The sequence below is a fragment of the Periweissella beninensis genome (assembly GCF_016908275.1).
Taxonomy (GTDB): domain Bacteria; phylum Bacillota; class Bacilli; order Lactobacillales; family Lactobacillaceae; genus Periweissella; species Periweissella beninensis.
In genome coordinates this window covers 84,478-100,712 of record NZ_JAFBDN010000004.1, presented here as the reverse complement: position 1 = coordinate 100,712, position 16,235 = coordinate 84,478, and the positions used below count along the sequence as shown (strand labels likewise).

Annotated in this window: 12 protein-coding genes; all 12 read left to right on the top strand. The window is 37.3% G+C overall.

All coding sequences use genetic code 11. The annotated features are described in order from the left end of the window. The first annotated feature begins 88 nt into the window (after window positions 1–88). Window positions 89–2,185, top strand: coding sequence for a type I DNA topoisomerase (gene topA / locus JOC59_RS02720; RefSeq protein WP_205143264.1), 2,097 nt, complete (start codon window positions 89–91; stop codon window positions 2,183–2,185). An 814-nt stretch (window positions 2,186–2,999) separates the two neighbouring features. Further along, on the top strand, window positions 3,000–3,191 hold the full coding sequence (locus JOC59_RS02715; RefSeq protein ID WP_205143263.1) for a hypothetical protein: 192 nt from the start codon (window positions 3,000–3,002) through the stop codon (window positions 3,189–3,191). A gap of 174 nt (window positions 3,192–3,365) precedes the next feature. Next, window positions 3,366–3,827: a PTS glucose transporter subunit IIA gene (locus tag JOC59_RS02710; protein ID WP_205143262.1), complete on the top strand. Its 462-nt coding sequence runs from the start codon at window positions 3,366–3,368 to the stop codon at window positions 3,825–3,827. Window positions 3,828–3,854: 27 nt separating this feature from the next. Continuing rightward, on the top strand, window positions 3,855–4,307 hold the full coding sequence (locus JOC59_RS02705) for an acetyl-CoA carboxylase biotin carboxyl carrier protein (RefSeq protein WP_205143261.1): 453 nt from the start codon (window positions 3,855–3,857) through the stop codon (window positions 4,305–4,307). Between the two features lie 22 nt (window positions 4,308–4,329). After that, on the top strand, window positions 4,330–5,130 hold the full coding sequence (recO, locus tag JOC59_RS02700) for a DNA repair protein RecO (RefSeq protein ID WP_205143311.1): 801 nt from the start codon (window positions 4,330–4,332) through the stop codon (window positions 5,128–5,130). Between the two features lie 169 nt (window positions 5,131–5,299). Next, window positions 5,300–5,545 carry a GlsB/YeaQ/YmgE family stress response membrane protein gene (locus JOC59_RS02695; protein WP_205143260.1) on the top strand — a complete coding sequence of 82 codons (246 nt, stop codon included), beginning with the start codon at window positions 5,300–5,302 and terminating at the stop codon, window positions 5,543–5,545. A gap of 343 nt (window positions 5,546–5,888) precedes the next feature. Further along, window positions 5,889–7,733 (top strand): DNA primase, encoded by a 1,845-nt coding sequence (gene dnaG / locus JOC59_RS02690; RefSeq protein WP_205143259.1) that lies wholly within the window; start codon window positions 5,889–5,891, stop codon window positions 7,731–7,733. 18 nt (window positions 7,734–7,751) lie between these two features. Beyond that, complete coding sequence (gene rpoD / locus JOC59_RS02685; RefSeq protein ID WP_205143258.1) at window positions 7,752–8,870, top strand: RNA polymerase sigma factor RpoD; 1,119 nt, start codon at window positions 7,752–7,754, stop codon at window positions 8,868–8,870. Window positions 8,871–9,319: 449 nt separating this feature from the next. After that, complete coding sequence (parE, locus tag JOC59_RS02680) at window positions 9,320–11,362, top strand: DNA topoisomerase IV subunit B (RefSeq protein WP_205143257.1); 2,043 nt, start codon at window positions 9,320–9,322, stop codon at window positions 11,360–11,362. 40 nt (window positions 11,363–11,402) lie between these two features. Next, a complete protein-coding gene (gene parC / locus JOC59_RS02675) occupies window positions 11,403–13,850 on the top strand; it encodes a DNA topoisomerase IV subunit A (RefSeq protein ID WP_205143256.1) in 2,448 nt (815 codons plus the stop codon). Between the two features lie 138 nt (window positions 13,851–13,988). Continuing rightward, window positions 13,989–14,948, top strand: a complete 960-nt coding sequence (locus tag JOC59_RS02670) for a LysR family transcriptional regulator (protein WP_205143255.1) — start codon at window positions 13,989–13,991, stop codon at window positions 14,946–14,948. A gap of 349 nt (window positions 14,949–15,297) precedes the next feature. Further along, on the top strand, window positions 15,298–16,218 hold the full coding sequence (locus JOC59_RS02665; RefSeq protein ID WP_205143254.1) for a manganese-dependent inorganic pyrophosphatase: 921 nt from the start codon (window positions 15,298–15,300) through the stop codon (window positions 16,216–16,218). Window positions 16,219–16,235 lie beyond the last annotated feature (17 nt).

Below are 16,235 nucleotides of genomic sequence, written 5' to 3'. Positions count from 1 at the left end.
TATTTAATTTGTGGTATTGTCCTAATTGACCGATAAAAGAACGGTACTAATATTTAAATAAGAAGAAAAAAAACAATTAGGAGCATTTATGGCGACTACTGTAAAGAAAACTACAAAACGCAAAAAAAATTTGGTGATTGTCGAATCACCATCTAAAGCCAAAACAATCGAAAAATATCTAGGGAGTACCTACAAAGTAGTGGCCTCACTAGGACATGTCCGTGATTTGCCAAAATCGCAAATGGGTATTGATATTGAAAATCACTTTGAACCCAAATATATTTCAATTCGCGGAAAAGGTGATGTGATTAAAGGCCTCCGGAAAGAAGCAAAAGCCGCGAAAAAAGTTTTTCTTGCAAGTGATCCGGACCGTGAGGGAGAAGCAATTGCATGGCATTTAAGCTACTTACTAGGTTTGGATCCAACTGATACTAATCGGGTTGTTTTCAATGAAATAACCAAAGATGCAGTTAAAGATGCATTTAAAAATCCACGTTCAATTGATATGAAATTAGTTGATGCCCAACAAGCACGCCGTGTTTTAGATCGGTTAGTCGGGTATTCAATTTCACCAGTTCTTTGGAAAAAAGTAAAGAAGGGTTTATCTGCAGGTCGTGTTCAGTCAATTGCACTTGACTTAATTATCAAACGTGAGCAAGAGATTAAAGCATTTATACCTGAAGAGTATTGGACTGTTGATGCTGAATTTAAAAAACAACGCAACAAGTTTAAAGCGACATTTTATGGTCTTGCTAATAAAAAGGAAAAATTAACCAATAATGCTGCGGTGCAAGCAATTTTGGCTAAACTTGATCAAACAGCTGACTTCACGATTACCAATGTTGTTAAAAAAGAACGGAAACGCCAACCACAACCACCATTTACCACATCAACAATGCAACAAACTGCCAATACCCAACTTAATTTCCGCACACGTAAAACAATGATGGCGGCCCAACAATTGTATGAAGGTATTAATCTTGGTGGTAAGGAAGGCACGGTTGGTCTCATTACGTATATGCGGACTGATTCGACCCGAATTTCTGCGGGTGCCAAAGCGGATGCGGCTCAATATATTCATACTGAATTTGGTGCTGATTTTGCGGCTAGTAAACCTCGAACAACCAAAATGCAAGAGGGCGCGCAAGATGCTCACGAAGCGATTCGCCCATCTTCTGTTTTTAGAACACCAACGTCAATTAAAGACAAGTTAACCAACGATCAGTTTAAATTATATTCCTTAATTTGGTCACGTTTTGTTGCGAGCCAAATGACAGCTGAAGTCTTGGATACAATGACGGTGACAATTGAACAAAACGGGGTAAGTTTTAAGGCTAATGGTGCAAAAACAAAGTTTGCAGGGTTTACCAAAGCCTACCCAGCTGCTAAAGAAAAGGACAATGTCTTACCTGATTTAGTGCTTGGCGACCATGTTAATTTAGTTAAGCTAGATCCGGCCCAACATTTTACGCAGCCACCAGCCCGTTATTCAGAAGCTGCTTTAATTAAAGCATTAGAAGAAAACGGTGTTGGCCGACCATCAACTTATGCTCCAACGCTAGATACGATTCAACGGCGTAACTACGTTAAATTAGAAGCCCGGCGCTTTGAACCAACGGAATTGGGGATGATTGTTGAAGAGGTGATTCGTGAATTTTTCCCCGATATTATTGATATCAAGTTTACCGCCAATGTTGAAAATAAACTTGATAATGTTGAATTAGGTAAAGAAGAATGGGTAAAAGTTATTGAAGATTTCTTTGGTCCTTTTGAAAAAGAAGTTAAAGTAGCTGAAGAAAACTTAGAAAAAATTATTGTAAAAGATGAACTTGCCGGCTTTGATTGTGAAGTTTGTGGGGCGCCGATGGTCGTTAAATTAGGTAAGTATGGTAAGTTTTTTGCTTGCTCACGCTTCCCTGATTGTCGCAATACCAAGGCGGTAATTAAAGAGATTGGAATGGTGTGCCCAATTTGTGGTCTTGGTCAAGTAGTTGAACGTAAGTCACGCCGGAATCGCGTATTTTATGGTTGTTCGCGGTATCCTGAATGTGAATTTACCTCATGGGATAAGCCACTAACCCGTAACTGCCCACATGATCAACATTTCTTAGTTGAAAAGAAGGTTAAAGGTGGTAAACAAGTGGTTTGTCCAAATGGCGATTACGAAGAAGATATTCAAAAATAATGAAAATTAACTTATTAAACGCTTAGTACTAAAATAAGTATCAAAGTAATAAGTATGAATATGCAATATAATAACAAGGGCCGAGTTTTTATAAATTCAGTCCTTTTTATTATTGGTTCACAGTTTTAAGGGTTGTCAAGCTTTTAGCACGCATGTTTTGCAGGGAGATTAAATATCAAATACAATGATATTACTTGTTATAATATAAGAAGCTTAAGCAAGGGAGAGAAATGAATGTCTAGTTTTTTTGTTGTTATTTTAATTATGGTCGGTGCATTGGATGCTGACTTGCTTGGTCGGTTGGTACCAAAAATACCGTTTTAATTTATACTATTATGTTTATGTTTGCGCTACGGTACTTTTTTGTTCGCTTTAATTTAGCCGATCAACACTGGCCTCGTGCTAAACATCGCCTCGATTCATTGATATTTGCTTTGGGCGGATTTCATGGGACAATCACACTTACAATGGCCTTTTCACTACCATTAACCATAAATAAGCAGCCGCTCCCATATCGTATCGAGATTTTATTTATTGCAGCAATGGTTATTATGCTAAGCTTATTATTGCCGGCAATCGTAAGGTCATTAAAAGTTTATTACAAGGCATTAATAATGCGAATCTGCATGCGTTAGAACAAGCCCTTGATGATGGTCGCTTACCAGCTAATATTGAGCCCCTAGTTAATCGTACAATTCGGCATGATTAAAGCCATACTTGGTGGCGGATTAAGCGGCAATTACAACATTGGCATATTTTCAAGCATAAGCGAAATGAGCTAAAACACATTTCCCAAACTCAAGGTTTAAAAACTATGCAAGTAATAATTAAAACGACCACTGAAAACTATCTAGCTAGTCAGACCACTGAAAATAATTTAGCAGAAGTAAATGCCCTTAAAGTTTCTTATCTAACTCGTTGGCATAAATTAGTTCAATTACAAACTAATCAGCAAAATATGATTAATAGTGATACTTTAAATGAAGCATATGTGCAAGGTTTTTAATTAGAATATCAATATTTAAGTGATTCAGTTGCTAATCACATAATCACTAAAGCAGTTACTAAAGAGTTAGCGGATGTCATTGCCAATGCTGAACTAGTTCAATTTCAAACTCACTATTTTGGAAATGAGTAATAGTCGGTATAATATACTTAATATATTTAATGGGGGAATACCATGCAATTATCTTTATCAATGCCAATAACGGGTAAAATTGAATCATTGGCTAATTCACAAGTAGATTTGTTTAACAGCGGCGTCTTAGGGGATGGGTTAGTTGTTTTTGCCACAGGAACAGAACTACAAGCGCCATTTGACGGCTACTATACCCAAATCAATGATCACAATCTCCACATTGAAACAGCTGACGGAGGCCAATGGTTATTACACATTGGTGTGGGATTGGAGCAATTACCAATTATGCCTGTTGAATTTTTTGGTATTTATAATGCAACTAAGCTTGAAGCTGGGGTAACGTTAGCATCAGTGGCGTGGCCAGATACGAAGATGGAACAATTAACAGATCTTTTTTGTGAGGTTGCCTTAGTTAATACCAATCAAGCACGCTTACAATTACAATTTATTTCGCTAGCTGATCATGAAGTTGGTGATTTATTAGGCAATATTTTAACTTTTTAAGTTAACTTAATAATTCAGGAGAACATGATGAACTTAAAAGACATTCAAAATTTATTAACGCAATTTGACGCAAGTTCCTTACAAGAGTTAGATTTATCAGATGGCACGGAAAAAATTTATTTCAGTAAACAAATCAATAGACATAGTCACACACCCAGTGTAACAACAACTTCCTCTGATGAGGCGAGTCCGTTAATACCAGTGGCTGCGGCAATGACAGATAATAAAAACAATTCACAACTAACAATTAAATCACCACTCGTAGGAACAGTTTATTTACAACCAGGAGATGATCAACCTGTTTACAAGCAAGTTGGTGATCATGTGGCAGTTGGTGAGCCACTTGCCATTATTGAGGCAATGAAAATGATGACTGAAATTCCAAGTACGGTAACCGGTACTGTAACAAGTATCTTAGTTAAAAATGAAGAAATTGTGGAATATGATCAACCTTTAATGACCATTCAGCCAATTGATTAAGTTGTGAGGAAAGGATTTTTTGATGGTACAAGACCAACATTTTAATGGCATTATTATGTATCGGCAGAATTACCGTGAACAAGATTTATTAGTCAAAGTTTTAACAGAACATGCCGGTAAACGAATGTTTTTTTTAAAACGGGCGCGGCAAACTAATTTCCCACTAGCGAGTGCCTTATTACCTTTTACCACGGCAACTTATGAGGGTAAACTAAACTTAACGGGTTTATCGTTTATTAATACTGCGCGCAATGTGACTAATTATCCGCAACTTTTGGCAGATATTAAGCTCAATGCGTATACAACTTACATTATGAGTCTGCTAGATGCAGCGTATGAAGATCGTATTAGTATTCCAAAATGGTATAACCAGCTAAAAGTAGTCTTAGGTAAACTCAATGCGGGTATTGATCCGCAAGTAATTGCACAGATTATTGCCATTCAAATGTTAGAACCGTTTGGGGTCAAGCCTAGCTTAAGTGCGTGTGTTAGCTGTCAACAAACGCAAATAACAATGGATTTCTCGCCACGCCATAATGGGATGCTTTGCCAAAATCATTGGGCTTTAGATGAACACCGGTTGCACTTAAGCCCCCGAGCTGTTTATTACTTACAACACTTTCAGACCTTAGATTTAACCCGTATAAATTCCATCACGATGAAACAAGGTACTAAAGATGAACTACAACGGTTTATTGATGAACGTTATACGAATGCTGTCGGTATCCAATTGAAAGCTAAATCGTTTATTGATCAAATGGACTCATGGCAACAAGCTAGTCAAACACTAATTGCTAAAAGACGGCATCTACAAGATAATTAAACGTCTTTTGCGCTTAATTCGTGCCATTATGGCAACGTTACCATAATTTTTTAGCTAATACGTTAAAAAACATGAGCTTAATCACGGTAATTCTTATATTAATGTGGTATTATGATATAAAGCTTATATATAGGCTTTATCTAATATAAATCTTAAGGGGGAATATATCATGGGATTAATATGGTCATTAATTGTAGGTGCTATTATTGGAGCGATTGCCGGCGCGATTACAAGTAAAGGGGCCGCAATGGGCTGGATTAGTAATATTGTGGCTGGTTTAGTTGGTTCTTGGCTTGGGGAAGCCCTTTTAGGTAGTTGGGGCCCACATCTTGCAGGAATGGCTTTAATACCATCAATTATTGGAGCAGTTATTTTAGTTGTTGTTGTTTCATGGGTGGTTAGCCGTAGTCACTAAATATCACTTTTAGGGTAAAAACATAAGTATACAAGAAAGAAGTTGAGGGTTGTGTGCCCTTGATTTCTTTTTTTATGTTAAATGAAGAAGTAATGTTAAGATATTTATGCCTAATGTTATTAATTTTTTAACTGAGAGTTGTGCAATACCCTTCGTTTAGTTTACATAATATTTTTTAGAAAATTAAATGTATTATGCAAAATGTATAAATAATCTACTTTATTAATTCTGTCAAGGGGTTGACAAAACATAAATAATTATATATCATAGAATTGTATTAAAAATCAATCGTTATAGTCGCGCTCAATTTGAGTGCGACTTTTCTAGGCTTATGAGAAAGTTGGTGAGTTTTGTGGCCAAACGCATTCCTGATGAGGTTATCAGCGATGTCCGCAATAGTGTCAATATTACGGACATCGTGAGTGAATATGTGCAATTGCATAAACAAGGGCGGAATTATTTTGGTAAATGTCCTTGGCATGAAGAACGGACAGCCTCATTTTCGGTTAATGAAGAAAAACAGATTTTTCATTGTTTCTCGTGTGGGCGTGGAGGGAATGTTTTTCAATTTCTAATTGACATCTTAAATATCAGTTTTCCCGAAGCCGTCATAAAAATCGCCGAGCAACAAAATATTCCGATTGATGAGCAATATTTAAAAAATGAGCAAGCTCCTAAACCTAAGGGGAAAGAAGCCGCCATTTATGATTTATATCAGCAAGCAGCTAAGTTATACCACCATATGTTAGTTAATACGCAAGCCGGGGATGCCGCTTTGAATTATTTAACGGGACGTGGGCTTGGTCGCGATTTAATTGATACTTTTAACTTAGGTTATGCACCCACAAATGAATTATTATTACCGTATTTTCAAGAAAAAGGGATTGAATATACTGTACTACGCGATAGTGCTTTGTTTATTGAGGATGATGAAGGGCAATTACATGATCGCTTTACCAATCGAGTATTATTTCCCATTCGTAATATGGCAGGTCAAGTAGTTGCTTTCTCTGGCCGGCGGATGGCTAATGATGATAGCCCAAAGTATATTAATTCACCGGAAAGTGCGATTTTCAAAAAAAGTCGAGAACTCTTTAATCTGGACTTAGCCAAGCAAATGATTCGTAAAAGCAAAACGGTTTTTTTATTTGAAGGTTATATGGATGTTTTAGCAGCATATACTACTGGTCTTCCTAATGGTGTTGCTTCCATGGGAACATCGTTAACACCAGAACAAGTTGGCATTTTAACGCGCTTTGCAGAAACACTAATTATTGCCTATGATGATGATGAAGCTGGCCAAAAAGCAACAGCTCGTGCCATTAAATTAGTACAGGCACATAGTAATAAGCTCGCGATTAAGGTTGTGCGGTTAGCTGAAAAATTAGATCCTGATGAATACTTGAAAAAATATGGAGCAACTGCTTTACAAAATGCTTTGCAGCATTCGCTTGAAACACCATTAACTTTCATGCGTAAGTATTTACGTAATAATTATAATTTAGCTAATGAAGCGGAAAAACTCGCGTATATTGAAGCCATTTTAAAAGTTATTGCCCAAAGCCCTAATCAAATAGAACGGCAAATTCAAGTCAATGAATTAGCAACTGAATTTGCAATTAAAGCAACTACGTTAGAGCAACAGCTCAGCCATTTTGAACAAGAACCACAAAATGACCAGCGAGGACATGCTAACCCCTTGTCAGTAACCAAAAATAAGCAATTAATCCAAGCGCCGCCCCTTAAAAGTTATTCACGCATTGAACGGGCCCAACGTACGTTGCTGTTATGGATGATTCATGATCCTTTAGTGTGGCAAAATGTGACAGCGCTTGATGATTTTCACTTTAGTCAAGTTGAATATGAAACCTTATTTTTAATGGCTCAAGGTTATAAAACAATGTATCAAACCTTTGACTTAGGAGCATTTCTAGATTTTATTCAAGATCCTAATCTGATTAGTAAAATGAGTGAACTAGAAAATGATCCGTTAATTTCAGCCCCTCAATTATCAATTGTGCCGGAATTAATTCAGATTATTACTAAAGAAATACCCTTGGCAACTCAAATTGCTACAACAGTTGCCGATATTAACGAGGCTAAACAGTTAGGTAATAACGAATTGTTGTTACAACTGACTAACCAATATATTTCATTACTAAGAGAGCAGCAAGCAAGTCGTCAGTAGAAGAGAAGGAGACTATAAATGGCTGAAGCACAAGAGTTTGATAAAAAAACGTTTTTAAAGGACGTTAATGGTTTAATTAAAGATTATCGCGCAAAAAAAGAAATTAATTATGATGAATTAGAAAGTCGCATTGCACAAAAGTACAATTTGGATGCGGATCAAATTGATAAATTGATTGAACGGGTTGAAGATGCTGGTATTTCAATCGTTGATGAAAATGGTAATCCATCCGAGCATGCGTTGACAGCTAAAAAAAATACCCCTACTAAAAAAGAACTAGCTGCAGCTGATACAGCACCGAGTGGTGTTAAAATTAATGATCCGGTCCGCATGTATTTGAAAGAAATTGGCCGTGTTTCACTATTAACTGGTGAACAAGAAGTCGCTTTAGCTTTACGAATTGAAGAAGGCGATGAAGAGGCTAAACAAGAGTTAGCTGAAGCAAACTTACGGTTAGTTGTTTCTATTGCGAAACGCTATGTTGGCCGTGGCATGCAGTTTCTTGATTTAATTCAAGAAGGAAACATGGGCTTGATGAAAGCAGTTGAAAAATTTGATTACCGTAAAGGATTTAAATTTTCAACTTATGCTACGTGGTGGATTCGCCAAGCAATTACGCGAGCCATTGCCGATCAAGCCAGAACTATTCGGATTCCCGTACACATGGTGGAAACAATTAATAAATTAATTAGAATTCAACGCCAATTGCTACAAGACTTAGGCCGGGAACCAACCCCTGAAGAAATTGGGGCTGAAATGGACATGCCAACTGAAAAAGTACGTGAGATTTTAAAGATTGCACAAGAACCAGTTTCGTTAGAAACACCAATTGGTGAAGAAGATGATTCACATCTGGGTGATTTCATTGAAGATCAAGATGCAACATCCCCTGCGGATTCAGCGGCTTATCAAATGTTAAAAGAACAGCTTGAAAACGTCCTAGATACCTTAACTGATCGAGAAGAAAATGTTTTACGCCTACGGTTTGGCTTGGAGGATGGACGCACGAGAACTTTAGAAGAAGTTGGTAAAGTCTTTGGGGTAACGCGTGAGCGGATTCGGCAAATTGAAGCCAAGGCGCTTAGAAAGTTACGGCATCCTTCACGTTCAAAACAACTAAAAGATTTTCTAGACTAAGCTACGTTACTGTACCGTCACTAATCAATTAAGGTAGTAGCAGCCTATTATTATCTAGAGTTTGCTTAAGCTGTTTTTATCAAAATAGTGTTGTAACTAATACCTTTTAACAACCCCCTTGCATTGGTAAGTACCAAGCGAGGGGGTTTTCTAGTACAAAATCGTATTATGGAGGGTGTTAGTAATTAATTTTTGATTGCAAAGTTAAGTTTGTTGTCCATATTTAAGTAACTTATAGTATAATCTTTAAGTTAAAGTGTACAGTTTGGGCTATCATGGTCTTAAAACATGATATTAACAGACTTTACGACCTGATTAAAAGCGTGTAAGCTAAAAGAGGTGCAATTTTAAATTGCCATTAACTTAATAATGCAATCCTTATGCATATAATTGTAGCATTAACAAATGCGATTAATAAAATTTAATAAACGAAAGAAGGAATCAGTAATATGGCGCAAAAACCGGAATACTCAGATGATTCCATTACAGTCCTTGAAGGACTTGAAGCAGTCCGTAAACGACCAGGGATGTATATCGGTTCAACCGATGGGCGTGGATTACATCACTTGGTATATGAAATTGTTGATAATGCTGTTGATGAAGCGTTAGCTGGTTATGGCGATGAAATTGCCGTAGTAATTCATCAAGATAACGCGATTACAGTCGTTGATCATGGGCGGGGAATGCCAGTGGGGATGCATGCCTCTGGTAAACCAACCCCAGAAGTAATTTTAACCGTACTACATGCAGGTGGAAAATTTGGTCAAGGTGGCTATAAAACATCAGGTGGTTTACATGGTGTTGGGTCATCAGTTGTAAATGCCTTGAGTGCGAGCTTAACCGTCACAATTGTTAGGGATGGTTATGCGTATCAAGAAATCTTTGAAAATGGTGGCCAGCCCGTCGGAACACTTGAACGTTTAGGTGCGACCAAAAAACATTCTGGAACCACCGTAACCTTCAAACCTGATCCGAAAATCTTTTCGACCACTGTGTATAGTTTTAATACTTTGGCGCAACGGTTGCGTGAATCCGCCTTTTTATTAAAAGATATCAAAATTACTTTAACAGATGAGCGTGTTGGTCAAGAGCGACATGAAGAATTCTTTTATCAAGCCGGAATTAAAGAGTTTGTCGCTTATTTAAATGAAGATAAAGAAACCCTTGGTGATATTATGTATTTTGATGGTTTTAACCAAGGCGTGGAAGTTGAAGTTGCGGCACAATATAATGATGGTTATTCCGAAACAACATTATCATTTGTTAACAATGTCCGTACACCAGATGGGGGGACCCATGAGGCTGGGTTTAGATCAGCCTGGACCAAGGCGTTTAATGAGTATGCCCGCAAAGTTAGTTTATTAAAAGAAAAAGATAAGAACTTAGAAGGTGCTGATGTCCGTGAAGGATTATCAACAGTCATTTCTTTACGGGTGCCTGAGGAATTATTACAATTTGAAGGACAAACTAAAGATAAATTAGGTACGCCTGAAGCTCGGACAATTGTTGATACCATTGTTAATGAGCAATTAGGTTTCTATTTAATGGAAAATGGCGAATTTGCGCAAACATTAATCCGGAAAGCTATTAAAGCGCGTGAAGCCCGTGAGGCTGCCCGCAAAGCCCGTGATGAGAGTCGCAATGGTAAGAAGCGTGGTAAACAAGAACGCTTGCTATCTGGTAAATTGACCCCGGCACAGTCCAAAAATGCCAAACGAAATGAACTTTTCCTTGTCGAAGGTGATTCCGCTGGTGGTTCAGCCAAACAAGGGCGTGATCGTAAGTTTCAAGCCATTCTGCCATTGCGGGGAAAAGTTTTGAATACGGAAAAAGCTAAATTAGCGGATATTTTAAAAAACGAAGAAATTGCGACAATGATTTATACGATTGGTGCTTCAGTTGGTGCGGATTTTAAGCTTGAGGATGCTAATTACGACAAAATTATAATTATGACCGATGCCGATGATGACGGGGCGCATATCCAAACCTTATTATTAACATTCTTTTATAAATATATGCGACCTATGATTGAAGCCGGGCGAGTCTATATTGCTTTACCACCACTTTATAAATTACAAAAAGGGGCCGGCAAAAAGCAAATGATTGAATATGCCTGGACAAATGATCAATTAGCACAAAAAGAAGCTACCTTTGGCCGTGGTTATGCCCTTCAACGATTTAAAGGGTTAGGGGAAATGAATGCTGACCAACTGTGGGAGACGACTATGAATCCCGAGACGCGAACACTTATTCGGGTTAAGCTAGAAGATACCATGTTAGCTGAAAAACGCGTAACGACCTTGATGGGTGATAAGGTGGAGCCCCGCCGGAAATGGATTGAGAACAATGTCGCCTTTACTTTAGAAGAAGCCGACTCAATTTTGGATACTACCAATACATTAAGTCAAACAACGACGCCAATTCCAAGTGGTGTTGAAACTAACGACCTAACTACGGTAGTTCAACCTGAGATAACTAATTGGCAAGAATAAAGATAGTATTAACAGATAACACTTTTCAAAGGAGCAAAACATGGCTGACAATATTCAAGAATTAGCCCTTGAAGATGTAATGAGTGACCGCTTTGCACGTTATTCAAAATACATTATTCAAGAACGGGCCTTACCTGACATTCGGGATGGCTTAAAGCCAGTGCAACGCAGAATTTTGTTTGCAATGAATAAGGATGGTAATACATACGATAAAGCATATCGTAAATCAGCTAAGTCCGTTGGGAACGTCATGGGTAATTTTCATCCCCATGGTGACTCATCAATTTATGAAGCAATGGTGCGGATGTCACAAAATTGGAAATTACGCGCACCACTAATTGAAATGCATGGGAACAATGGTTCAATCGATGCGGATCCCGCAGCGGCCATGCGGTATACAGAGGCACGGCTTAGCAAAATTGCTGGTGAGTTGTTGCGAGATTTAGATAAAGATACGGTAGAAATGGTTTTAAATTTTGATGATACAGAGTATGAACCAACCGTCTTACCAGCACATTTTCCCAATTTACTAGTTAATGGGGCGACTGGGATATCAGCAGGGTATGCTACTGACATTCCACCCCACAACCTTCGGGAAGTAGTTGACGCATTAATTTATTTATTAAGTCACCCTAGTGCCACCACTGATGCATTAATGGAATTTATTAAAGGTCCTGATTTTCCAACTGGTGGAATTATCCAAGGGATTGATGGAATTAAGCGAGCTTATGAGACTGGTAAAGGTAAAGTTATTTTACGGTCTAAAACAGCCATTAAACCTTTAAAAGCAGGTAAACAACAAATTGAAGTTAGTGAAATTCCATATGAAGTCAACAAAGCCCAACTTGTCAAAAAGATTGATGAAATTCGCCTTAATAAAGATGTTGCTGGAATTGTTGAAGTTCGGGATGAATCCGATCGACAGGGTTTAGCGATTGTCATTGAATTAGCTAAGGATGCCAATGCCGATGGGATTTTAACATATCTCTTCAAAAAAACAGATTTACAAATCACTTACAACTTTAATATGGTAGCAATCCATAAGCAACGGCCAGAACGTGTCAGCTTAAAGACAGCTCTAAGTGCCTATTTAGAACATCAAAAAGAAATTATTACGAAGCGAACGGCTTTTAATTTGGCTAAGGCCCAAAAACGACAACATATTGTCGCTGGTTTAATAAAAATGATTTCAATTCTAGATGCGGTCGTAGCTGCAATTCGAGCGAGTGAAAATCGGAAAAATGCCAAGCAAAATATTATGGACCAATTTGGCTTTACTGATGAACAAGCAGAAGCTATTGTTACGCTCCAATTGTACCGGTTAACGAATACCGATGTTACGCAGCTTGAAGCCGAGGCAACACAATTAGCCACTGCAATTGCGCAATATCAATTAATTTTAAGTGATATCAAAGAATTACATAAAGTGTTACGCAAAGAACTAAAAACGTTGGCTAAAGAATTTGGAGATGATCGACGGACTGAAATTCAAGCCCAAGTTGAGGAATTAAAAATTGATACGACTGTGACTGTTGCCGATGAAAATGTCGTGTTACTTGTTTCCAAAGCCGGCTATCTCAAACGCTCATCGCTACGTTCATATAATGCATCAAGCGAAGGTGAAAATGGGCTCCGGGATGACGATGTTCCAGTGTATTTAGCAAAGGTTAATACGTTATCCCATTTATTCATTTTCACGAATAAAGGAAACTTAATTTATCGGCCAGTTCATGAAGTTAGTGATGTTAAATGGAAAGATACTGGTGAGCATCTCTCCCAAGCAATTAATGGCTTAGATTCTGAAGAAGAAGTGCTGCAAGTATTTGTCTTTAATAACTTAGCGGAAACGGGGATGTTTACTCTCGCCACATCTGATGGATACATTAAACAAACTGCCTTTGCTGATTTAACGCCGGGACGAAATTATCGTAAACGAGCAAGTGTTGCAATCAAATTAAAGCAACCGCAAGCAACCGTGGTCAATGTTTTATACTTACCGCTGGGGATGACCGATACAAGTGTTTTATTACTGACCCAAACCGGGTATGCGTTACGGTATGATTTAGCCCAAGTTCCCGTATCCGGAGCACGGACGAGTGGCGTTAAGGCCATGGATATTCGAGATAAGGAATCAATTGTTAGTTGCTTGTTCGTTAAGGACACCGATCACTTAGCATTAATTACTCAACGTGGTGCGTTTAAACAAATGTTAGTTAGTGAAATTCCACTGAGCTCACGGGCTCGTCGTGGCGTGGTGATTTTACGTGAATTAAAAGCTCAACCTCATGAAATAATTAGTGCTTTAGGTATTGACGCTACAGAACAAGATAAGGCATTGCAAGTAATTACTAATCGCGGCTTAACGCATGATATTTTGGTTGCTGAACATCCGCTGAGTCAACGTTATTCAAATGGTTCCTTTGTAATTGATACAGCTAGTGAAGGGGTGCCAATCGCCCTAAATCAATATCAGATAGAACTTGTTTAACGTATTAAATTTTCTTTATAGAGTTTAATATAAGTTTAATTTATGCGTTGTTATAAATTAAAAGTTAAATTGCTTGCATTTTTCTTATATTGATAATATCATGTATAATATAATATCTATAGTTAGGAGCAATTGGCGATGAAAACTACTCAAGAAAATATTTTCTCATCAAAGACGTTGTCATACTTTCTACAACTTTCTGAGACCATGAATTATACCCAAGCCTCACAAATTTTAGGAATTACACAACCAGCGTTAACACAACAAATTAAGAAACTCGAAAGAACTGTTGGAGCACCATTATTTTACTCAATTGGTAAAAAATTGCGAATGACTGATGCTGGTTTAACAATGCTAGCAACTACACAACAAATTTATGAACTATTAAATAAGGCAACTGATGAAATTCAACAATCAACTTCAGCAACACAAGGTGAAATTTCAATTGGTTTACTTTCTTCAATTGAAGATCGAGTAATTGAAGACTTTATTACGGTATATTATCGTGAACATCCTGATGTCCGTGTTACTTTCTACACGTTAAGCCGAAAGGAAATTTGGGAGCGACTCGAAAATAACCGTATTGATTTAGCGATTATGTATTTACCAGATGATTCAATTAAAAATTGGAAACCATACACTGCTAAATCAATTATGAATGAAGATTTGATGTTTGTGCATAGTAACCCAGCTCTAGCTAATCTTGAACAAGTTCGTTTAAAAGATACGCTTTCATCAGATTGGGTAACTTATCCTGAAACTTATTATATTGAACAAACTGTTCGGGAAATTTACAAAAACCACTTACTAGATATTCCTAAGTCAGTGGCGCGTTTCTCAACTCCAAATCAAATTTTACGCTTTGCTAAACAAACAGGTACCTTTACGGCATTACCTAATTCTTATGTTGCTAGTCAAAAAGGTAACATGGGTGAAAATATGCATGCTGTGCCCTTTGAACCAAATATTAAGTTTGACTTATCATTTGTTTATCGCAAAGATAAGAGTGAAATTCCACGAATCGCTAGTTTCTTACAAGCATTTGATACTTACTTAGCTGATAAGAATTATCTAACCCGGTTAACAACGCTCGACTAATTTGGCGCTAAACTTTAAAAATTTATTTTAAACAACTAATTAATAATTTGAATTAGTTGTTTTTTGTGATTGCACATATTAATGGAATTGTTTTTTATAAACTGGAAAATTAAATTGAGCAGGTACAAAAAGTCTGCATTGATATTCTTAAAATAGGGCGGGTAGCAAAAAAGGGTGCTGGGATTGATAATAGTAATCACATAAACATGTGATTTTGATAATTTCTAGTAACATTATGCTCTACCCTCGATGATGCCAAAATTTTTAATTTTTTGATGGTACATTAAGGAAAGTTAGCATATAATTAAAGTGTATGTAATAAGCAACTATTTAATGAAGGAGTCACATAATGACAAAAAAATTAGTTTTTGGGCATGCTAATCCCGATACAGATGCAATCGTTGCAGCCATGGCCTACTCATATCTTTTAAACCAAACAGGACAAGAAACTGAAGCAGTCGCCCTTGGTACTCCAAATGAAGAAACGCAATTTGCGCTACGTCATTTTGATGCAACTGCACCACGAGTTATTACAGCTGCTAAACCTGAAGTTAATAGTGTTATTTTAGTTGATCATAATGAAGCTCAACAATCAGTCAGTGATGTCGCTGAAGTTGAAATTAGTGCAATTGTTGATCATCATAAATTTAATTTAACAACTGCGACGCCACTAAATATTCGTGCTGAAGCACTTGGGGCAACTTCATCAATTTTATTAAAAATGTTTAACGAAAATAAAGTTGAAATTCCAGCTAATTTAGCAGGTTTAATGCTTTCAGCTATTATTTCCGATACTTTATTATTAAAGTCACCAACAACAACTGAATTTGATAAAATTGCAGTGCAAACTTTAGCTGAAATTGCAGATGTTGATTATGAAACATATGGCCTTGAAATGCTAAAAGCTGGTACTAATCTCGCAACTAAATCAGAATTAGATTTAATTGAAGGTGATGCTAAATCATTCGAAATGGGTGGTAAACAAGTGCGCATTGGTCAGGTCAACACAGTTGATATTGATGAAGTATTTGAACGGCAAGTTGCTCTAGAAGAAGCCATGCAAGCTGAAATCAATCAAAATGGCTATGATCTTTTCTTATTTGTCGTAACAAACATCTTAACTTCCGATTCTGAATTATTAGTTGTTGGTGCCCCAGTTGCGCCAATTGAAAAAGCCTTTGGTGGTAAATTAGACAATGATCGCTTGGCCTTACCAGGGGTTGTTTCTCGTAAAAAACAAGTTGTGCCACCATTGACAGCTGCTTTTTAATTACCAATTACTTGTAA

Coding starts and splice junctions, on each gene's coding strand:
- topA (WP_205143264.1), top strand. CDS start 89: ATGGCGACTACTGTAAAGAAAACTACAAAACGCAAAAAAAATTTGGTG.
- JOC59_RS02715 (WP_205143263.1), top strand. CDS start 3,000: ATGCAAGTAATAATTAAAACGACCACTGAAAACTATCTAGCTAGTCAG.
- JOC59_RS02710 (WP_205143262.1), top strand. CDS start 3,366: ATGCAATTATCTTTATCAATGCCAATAACGGGTAAAATTGAATCATTG.
- JOC59_RS02705 (WP_205143261.1), top strand. CDS start 3,855: ATGAACTTAAAAGACATTCAAAATTTATTAACGCAATTTGACGCAAGT.
- recO (WP_205143311.1), top strand. CDS start 4,330: ATGGTACAAGACCAACATTTTAATGGCATTATTATGTATCGGCAGAAT.
- JOC59_RS02695 (WP_205143260.1), top strand. CDS start 5,300: ATGGGATTAATATGGTCATTAATTGTAGGTGCTATTATTGGAGCGATT.
- rpoD (WP_205143258.1), top strand. CDS start 7,752: ATGGCTGAAGCACAAGAGTTTGATAAAAAAACGTTTTTAAAGGACGTT.
- parE (WP_205143257.1), top strand. CDS start 9,320: ATGGCGCAAAAACCGGAATACTCAGATGATTCCATTACAGTCCTTGAA.
- parC (WP_205143256.1), top strand. CDS start 11,403: ATGGCTGACAATATTCAAGAATTAGCCCTTGAAGATGTAATGAGTGAC.
- JOC59_RS02670 (WP_205143255.1), top strand. CDS start 13,989: ATGAAAACTACTCAAGAAAATATTTTCTCATCAAAGACGTTGTCATAC.
- JOC59_RS02665 (WP_205143254.1), top strand. CDS start 15,298: ATGACAAAAAAATTAGTTTTTGGGCATGCTAATCCCGATACAGATGCA.